This window comes from Streptomyces sp. CBMA156 (assembly GCF_014596515.1).
Taxonomy (GTDB): Bacteria; Actinomycetota; Actinomycetes; order Streptomycetales; family Streptomycetaceae; genus Kitasatospora.
Window position 1 is genome coordinate 20,222 of the sequence record NZ_MSJQ01000388.1, and the last position, 7,646, is coordinate 27,867.

General features: G+C 72.2%; 7 protein-coding genes. 1 reads left to right on the forward strand and 6 read right to left on the reverse strand.

What is annotated here, in order from left to right; translation table 11 throughout:
* Positions 1–30: 30 nt before the first annotated feature.
* From BU198_RS34560 to BU198_RS34580, 5 genes are read right to left on the reverse strand one after another with little or no spacing between them, the layout of a single operon-like run.
* On the reverse strand, positions 31–1,035 hold the full coding sequence (locus tag BU198_RS34560) for an ABC transporter ATP-binding protein (protein ID WP_188300802.1): 1,005 nt from the start codon (positions 1,033–1,035) through the stop codon (positions 31–33).
* Complete coding sequence (locus BU198_RS34565) at positions 1,035–2,033, reverse strand: ABC transporter ATP-binding protein (RefSeq protein ID WP_188300803.1); 999 nt, start codon at positions 2,031–2,033, stop codon at positions 1,035–1,037. The genes BU198_RS34560 and BU198_RS34565 overlap by 1 nt, the downstream gene beginning before the upstream one ends.
* The gene (locus tag BU198_RS34570) at positions 2,033–3,019 is read right to left on the reverse strand and encodes an ABC transporter permease (RefSeq protein WP_188300804.1); all 987 of its coding nucleotides are present in this window, start codon (positions 3,017–3,019) and stop codon (positions 2,033–2,035) included. Before BU198_RS34570 ends, BU198_RS34565 begins: the two co-directional genes overlap by 1 nt.
* The gene (locus BU198_RS34575) at positions 3,016–3,981 is read right to left on the reverse strand and encodes an ABC transporter permease (RefSeq protein ID WP_411293266.1); all 966 of its coding nucleotides are present in this window, start codon (positions 3,979–3,981) and stop codon (positions 3,016–3,018) included. Before BU198_RS34575 ends, BU198_RS34570 begins: the two co-directional genes overlap by 4 nt.
* A gap of 10 nt (positions 3,982–3,991) precedes the next feature.
* Positions 3,992–5,740, reverse strand: coding sequence for an ABC transporter substrate-binding protein (locus BU198_RS34580; RefSeq protein ID WP_188300805.1), 1,749 nt, complete (start codon positions 5,738–5,740; stop codon positions 3,992–3,994).
* Positions 5,741–5,902: 162 nt separating this feature from the next.
* Between BU198_RS34580 and BU198_RS34585 the strand changes: the two genes are divergently transcribed.
* Positions 5,903–7,354 carry an aminopeptidase P family protein gene (locus BU198_RS34585; protein WP_317620453.1) on the forward strand — a complete coding sequence of 484 codons (1,452 nt, stop codon included), beginning with the start codon at positions 5,903–5,905 and terminating at the stop codon, positions 7,352–7,354.
* Position 7,355: 1 nt separating this feature from the next.
* Here BU198_RS34585 and BU198_RS34590 read toward each other — a convergent pair.
* A partial coding sequence (locus BU198_RS34590) for a nitronate monooxygenase (protein WP_188300806.1) occupies positions 7,356–7,646 on the reverse strand: 291 nt, incomplete at its 5' end.

Sequence of the window (7,646 nt, forward strand, 5' to 3'; positions counted from 1 at the left end):
GCGTCCGACCGGGGGTCTGTGGGCGCCGGCTCAGCCCTCCGGGAAGTGGCAGGCCGCCTGCCGCTCGCCGGGCCCGGCGATCCTCAGCAGCGGCCGCTCGGTCCGGCACAGGTCCTGCGCCTTCGGGCAGCGCGGGTGGAAGGAGCAGCCGGGCGGCGGGGCCGCCGGGCTCGGCGGGTCGCCGAGCAGCACGATCCGCTCCCTGGTCCGCTCCGCCTCCGGGTCCGGCAGCGGCACGGCCGACAGCAGCGCCCTGGTGTACGGGTGCGCGGGGCTGCCGTACACCTCGGCCTTGTCGCCGATCTCCACGATCCGGCCCAGGTACATCACCGCGACCCGGTCGCAGACCCGCTTGACCACCGAGAGGTCGTGCGCGATGAACACGTACGCCAGTCCCAGTTCCTGCTGGAGCCGCTCCATCAGGTTGACCACCTGGGCCTGGATGGAGACGTCCAGCGCGGAGACGGGTTCGTCGGCGATCACCAGCCGCGGCGAGGTGGCCAGCGAGCGGGCGATGCCGATGCGCTGGGCCTGGCCGCCGGAGAACTCGTGCGGGTAGCGGTCCAGGTGCTCGGGGATCAGCCCGACCAGTTCCATCAGCTCGGCGGCCCGCTTGCGCGCCGCCGCCGCGCTCTCGCCCTGGACCAGCAGCGGCTCGGAGATGATCCGGGCGACCGTCTGCCGGGGGTTGAGCGAGGAGTACGGGTCCTGGAAGACCATCTGGAGGTCGCGCCGGTGCGGCCGCAGCCGGGCCTGGGAGAGCCCGCCGATCTCGGTGCCGTCGAAGGTGACGGTGCCCGAGGTCGGGTCGAGCAGCCGGACGATCATCCGGCCGGTGGTGGACTTGCCGCAGCCGGACTCGCCGACCAGGCCGAGCGTCTCCCCCGCGCCGACGTCGAAGCTCACCCCGTCCACCGCCCGGACCGGTGCGCCCGGCCGGCCGGTGCGGGAGCGCCGGCCGGGGAAGGTCTTCACCAGGTCCCGGACGGACAGCAGCGGAGCCGGCGGTACGTCCTTCGTCGAAGGTGTGGTCATCACAGCACCCCTTCCGGCACCAGTGGCAGGTGACAGGCGGTCTGGTGGCCCGGGGCGAGCACGCCGAGCAGCGGGCGCTCGCCCAGGCAGCGGGCGTGCTCCTCGGCGGACGCGGCGGCGGTGCGGGCGCAGCGCGGGGCGAAGGAGCAGCCGGGGGCGGGGGCGATCAGCGACGGCGGGCTGCCGGGGATGGCCCGCAGCGGGGCGTCGTCGGTGTCGTCCAGGCGTGGCAGCGAGTCCAGCAGGCCGCGGGTGTACGGGTGCGCGGGTTGCGCGAACAGCCGTTCCACCGGGGCCTGTTCGGCGGCCCGGCCGCCGTACATGACCAGCACCTCGTGGGCGACCCGGGCGACCACGCCCAGGTCGTGGGTGATCATCACGACGCCGAGGCCGCGCTCCTGCTGGATCCGGGCGATCAGGTCGAGGATCTGCGCCTGGACGGTGACGTCGAGCGCCGTGGTGGGCTCGTCGGCGATCAGCAGTTCGGGTTCGCAGGCCAGCGCCATGGCGATCATGACGCGCTGGCGCATGCCGCCGGAGAACTGGTGCGGGTACTCGTCGACCCGGCGGGCCGGCTCCGGGATGCCGACCTCGGCCAGCATCTCCACCGCCCTGGCCCGTCCGGCCTTGCGGTTGGCCTTGAAGTGGACCCGGTAGTGCTCGGCGATCTGCTCCCCGACGGTGTAGAAGGGGTGCAGGCTGGACAGCGGGTCCTGGAAGATCATCGCGATCCTGCGGCCCCGGACGGTGCCCAGCTCGCGCTCCCCCAGGCCGCCCAGTTCCTGGCCGTTCAGCCGGATCGAGCCGGTGACGGTGGCGCCGCGGTGCAGTCCCATGACGGCGAGCGAGGTGACGGACTTCCCGCTGCCCGACTCGCCGACCAGCCCGAGGGTCCGCCCGGACTCGACGGCGAAGGAGATCCCGTCCACCGCCCGGACCGTGCCGCGCGGGGTGTCGAAGGCGACCTTGAGGTCCTCGACCTCCAACAGCCTGGTCATCAGTACCTCACTCTCGGGTCGACGAACGCGTACAGCAGGTCGACCAGCAGGTTCGCCGCGACGATGAAGAAGGCCGCGAGCAGGGTGACGCCGAGGATGACGGGCTGGTCGGAGCGGGCCAGGCCGTCGTAGAACAGCCGGCCGACGCCGGGCAGGCCGAAGATCGACTCGGTGATGACCGCGCCGGCCAGCAGGCCGCCGAGGTCCATCCCGAAGATGGTCAGGATCGGCGTCATCCCGGCGCGCAGCCCGTGCTTGACGGTGACCGTCCGCGCCGGCAGGCCCTTGGCCCTGGCGGTGCGGATGTACGGCTCGGCCATCGCCTCGATCATCGAGTTGCGGCTCTGCCGGGCGTACATGGCCGCGTACAGCAGGGCCAGCGCGATCCACGGCAGCAGCAGGTTGGAGCCCCACTCCAGCGGGTTCTCGGTGAACTTGTGGTACGCCGGGTAGGGCAGCACGCCGGCCGTCCTGACCAGGCCCCAGATCAGCATGATCGAGGTGAAGTAGACCGGCAGCGAGGCGGTGCCGACGGACAGCACCATCAGCGTCTTGTCGACCGGCCTGCCCTTGCGCAGCGCCGAGGTGACGCCCGTGCCGAGGCCGAGGACCAGCCAGAGCACGGCCGCGCCGAGCGCCAGCGAGATGGAGACCGGCAGGCGGTCGGTGAGCAGGTCCCACACCGGCAGCCCGTACTCGTAGGAGTAGCCGAGGCAGGGGAAGCCGCAGTGCACCGTGCTGGGGCCGGAGCCGTAGTCGCGGCCGGCGAAGATGCCGCCGAGGTAGGCGAGGAACTGGTCCCAGACCGGCTTGTCCAGGCCCATCGCCGCCTTGACGTCGGCGAGCCGCTCGGGGCTGCAGGTCTTGCCGCAGGCGGCCGCGGCCGGGTCGTTGGGCAGCAGGTAGAAGATGGTGAAGGTGATGGCGCAGATGGCGAGCAGGATGCCCACCACGCCGAGCAGGCGGCGGCCGAGGTAGAGGATCACGACCGGCCTCCCCGGGGGTCGAGGATGTCCCGCAGCGCGTCCCCGAGCAGCGTGAACGCGAGCACGGCGACGAACAGGAAGACGGTCGGGATCAGGAAGTAGGTCGGGTCGGTCTCGTAGTGCACGATGCTCTCGGCGATCATCTGGCCCCAGGACGCGGTCGGCGGGCGGACGCCCACGCCGAGGTAGCTGAGCGCGGCCTCGGTGGCGATCATGCCGGGGATGAGCAGGGTGGTGTAGGCGATGATCGGGCCGGAGACGTTCGGCAGGATCTCCCGGGTGAGGATGCGCCAGGAGCGCGCCCCGCCCACCTTGGCGGCCTCGACGTACTCGCGGTGCTTGAGCGAGAGGGTCTGGCCGCGCACCACCCGGGCGATGCCGGGCCAGGTGAACAGCCCGATCACCAGGGTGATCAGCAGGATCCGGTTGACGTCCTTGGCCACCGACATCATCGCGATCATGAAGATCAGTGAGGGGAAGGACATCGTGAGGTCCATCAGCCGGGACAGCAGCGTGTCGACGCGGCCCCCGAAGTAGCCCGCCGCGATGCCCGCCAGGGTGCCGGCGATCACGACGACGGCGGTCGCGGTGAAGGCGATCAGCAGGGAGACCTGCCCGCCGTGCAGCACCCGGGCGAACAGGTCGCGGCCGGTGATCGGCTCGACGCCGAGCCAGTGCCGGGCGCCGATGCCGCCGAAGTCGCCCCTGGGCAGGCCGCCCAGGTACGGGTCGATGGCGCGTTTGTCGAACTCCTCGGGGGTCCAGCCGCCGAGCGAGCTGAGCGGGCCGGCCAGCGCGGTGGCCAGGATCAGCACGCCGACGGTGATCAGTCCGAACCGGGCCGAGCCCTTGGCCCACAGCTGGTCCCAGACCAGCCGCCAGGGCCCGCGCCCGGCACTCTTCTTGGCGCCCCCCGCCGTGGCGTCGGCCACGGCGGCGGGCTCAGTGGTGGTACTCGTCACTGCCGGCCCCTCACTTGCCCTTGGCGGGGTCCTTGAGGCCGACGGTGGCCAGGTCGATCATGCCGGCGAAGCCCGAGTTGCCGAACGCGCCGGCCACGTTGGTGCCGACCAGCAGCGGGCGGCGCTGCCAGAGCAGCGGGACGGCCGGGGCCTTCTTCATCAGGTCCTCGTCCAGCTGCTTCCAGGCCTTGTTGGCCTCGGCGACGTCCGTCATGGCCGCGATCTGGTCCATCCGGTCCATCGTGGCCTGGTCCTTGAACTGGCTGTAGTTGCCCTGGTTGCCCTTCTCCTTGATGGTGCGGCCGTCGAAGAGGAACGGCAGGAAGGTCGCACCGGAGGGGTAGTCGGGGCACCAGCCGTTGAGGGTCAGGTCGGGGGCGTTCTTGATGTCGCCGACGGTGTCGGCGAAGGCGGACGGGTCGACCGTGTTCACGGTGACCTGGACGCCCGCCTTGGACAGCGACTGCTGGATCGCCTCGGCGCGGGTCTTGTCGCCGGTCGAGACGGTGAGCGAGACCTTGAGGTCGGCCTTGCCCGCGTCCTTGAGCATCGCCTTGGCCTTCTCCGGGTCGCCGGCCACCGGGATCTTCAGCGGGTCGGACTTGGCGCCGCCGGTCAGCGACGGCGGCAGGAAGGAGGTCGCCGCGTCGGTCACCGCGGGACCGCCGAAGGCCGTCACCTGGGCCTCGCGGTCGACCGCCCACATCATCGCCTCGCGCACCTTCGGGTCGTCGAAGGGGGCCTTGGCGGTGTTCAGGTAGAGCATGTCGGTACAGCCGGTCTGCTCGGCGACCATGCGGGCCTTGACGTCCGCCTTGGGCAGCACCTTGGCGACGGTCTCGTGCTGCATCCAGGGCATGTTGATGGCGTTGGCGTCGGCACCGTCGCTGGCGATGATCCGGTCGTCGGCCTGGCCGCCCTTGATGCCCTGGGTCACCACGACCTTGTCCGGGTACGCCTTGCGGACGGTGTCCGTGGCCGCGTCCCAGTTGGTGTTGCGGACCAGCACCAGCTGCTTGCCGCGGTCGTAGGTCTCGATCTTGTACGGGCCGGAGGAGAACGGCCGGGCGTCGTACTGGGTGCCCTTCTCCTGGGACTGCGGCACCGGGGAGAAGGTCGGCAGGGTGACGGTGTCCGAGAACTCGGCGACCGGGCGCTTCAGGTGGAAGACGATGGTCCTGTCGTCCGGGGTCTCGATGCTCGCCAGGTGCTCGCCGTTCAGCGGGCCCTTGTAGCTCTCGCCGCCGGCCAGGTACTGGATCGCGTAGTCGGGGCCGCCGGTGAGGTCCGGGGAGAAGGACCGCTCGACGTTGTACTTGATGTCGGCGGACCTGATCGGCGAGCCGTCCTCGTACTTGAGGCCTTCCTTGAGGGTGAAGGTCCACACCTTGCCGCCCTCGGTGGACGTGCCCAGGTCGGTGGCGAGGTCGGGGACGATCTCGCTGCCGGCCGCGCCCGGCTCGGACTTGAAGGTGGTCAGGGTCCGGTAGATCAGCCGGGTGCCGAAGTCCATGTGCGGCACCACCCAGTTGCGGGCCGGGTCGAGGTGCGCGAAGTCCTGGTTGGTCAGGACGGTGAGGGTGCCGCCCTTGGCCGGGGTGCCGCCGACGACCGTGCCGGACGCCGCGCCCGGGCCCTTGCTGTCGGCGGGCGCGGCGTCGGCGCCGCTGTCGCTCTTGTCGTTGGAGCAGGCCCCGAGGCCGAGGGTGAGGGTGGCCGCGAGGGCCGCCGCGAGGGCGGCGTGGGTGCGCCTGGTCATGTGCAACTCCGCTGTGGGGGGCCTGATCCGCCTGATCCGGCCGCTGCGCTGTGTGACCCGTAACATAGTAATGTGAAATTGCACTGCACAAGAGGTGACGCCACCCGTTACCGAGCTGTGTCCGTGCCCCGCATCTCCCCAGCCCCGACAAGGAGTTCACCGGTGACCCTTCCCCCGACCGGTCTCAACACCGGGAGCCACGACCTCCCGGTCCCTCCCGCCCTCGCCTCGTTCATGGCCACCCGGTGGGCCGCCACCCCCCTCCCCGCCGACCGGCGCGTCCCCGGCCACGACCGCTTCCCCGGCCGCCGGAGCCGGCTCTCCGCCGCCTTCCCCGGCGAACGGCTGGTCGTCCCGGCCGGCCGGCTCAAGGTCCGCTGCAACGACCTCGACTACCGCTTCCGCCCGCACAGCGCGTACGTCTGGCTCACCGGCCTCACCGGCGAGGACCAGGCCGACCACGTCCTGGTCCTCGAACCGGCCGGCCCCGAGGGCCACGAGCCGGTCCTCTACCTGCGCCCGCGCTCCCCCCGCGACGGCGGCGAGTTCTACCGCGACCGCCGCTACGGCGAGTTCTGGGTCGGCGCCCGCCCCGACCTCGCCGAGGCCGCCCGGCTCACCGGGGTGCGCACCGAACACCTCGACGACCTCGGCAAGCTGCTCACCGGACCGCAGCCGCCCACCCGGGTGCTGGCCGGCACCGACCCGCTGGTCGACGAGGCCACCGGACGGCCGTCCGGCGACCTCAGGGACGGCGAACTCGCCGCCGTGCTCTCCGAGTTGCGCCTGGTCAAGGACGAGTGGGAGATCGGGCAGCTGCAACTGGCCGTCGACCACACCGTCACCGGCTTCGAGGACGTCGTCCGCGCCCTGCCCACCGCGCTGCGCCACCACCGCGGCGAGCGCTGGATCGAGGGCGTCTTCGACCTGCGCGCCCGCGCCGAGGGCAACGGCACCTCGTACACCACCATCGCCGCCTCCGGCGCCCACGCCTGCGTGCTGCACTGGATCCGCAACGACGGCGCCCTCGACCCGAACTCCCTGCTCCTGCTGGACGCCGGCGTCGAGACCGACAGCCTCTACGCCGCCGACATCACCCGCACCCTCCCGCTCAGCGGCACCTTCACCCCGGTCCAGCGCCAGGCCTACGACCTCGTCCTCGCCGCCCAGAGCGCCGGCATCGCCGCCCTGCGCCCGGGCGCCAGGTACCGCGACTTCCACCGCGCCGCCATGCGGGTCATCGCCGAAGGCCTCGCCGACTGGGGCGTGCTGCCGGTCCCCGCCGAGGAGGCCCTCGCCGAGGACAACGGCCTCTACCGCCGCTACACCCTCTGCGGCAGCGGCCACATGCTCGGCCTCGACTACCACGACTGCGCCAAGTCCCGCGCCGACCACTACCTCGACGGCACCCTGGAGGAGGGCATGGTCCTCACCGTCGAACCCGGCCTCTACCTCCAGCCCGACGACGAGACCCTCCCCGCCGAACTCCGCGGCCTCGGCATCCGCATCGAGGACGACCTGGTCATCACCGAGGACGGCGCCCGCCTGATGTCGGGCGCCCTGCCCCGCGAAGCCGACGCCATCGAGTCCTGGATGGCCGGCCTGCTCGCCTGACTCAGACCCCCCGCGCCGCCTGCCACAGGGCGGTGACGATCGCCTCCGCCGGGCCCGTGCGGGCGAGCGCGTGCGCCGTGCCGGCCCAGAGGTGCATGGCACCGGTGTCGCCGCGGCGGGCGGCGGCGGCGCGGAGGGGCGTGGTGAGGCGGTTGACCTCGGGGTAGGCGGGCGGGGCGTACGGGCCGTAGCGGTCGATGAAGGCGTTGCGCAGGCCACGGGCCGGGCGGCCGGTGAAGGCGCGGGTGACGGCCGTCTCGGGGAGTTCGACGAGCGCCGCCCGGTGGGCGGC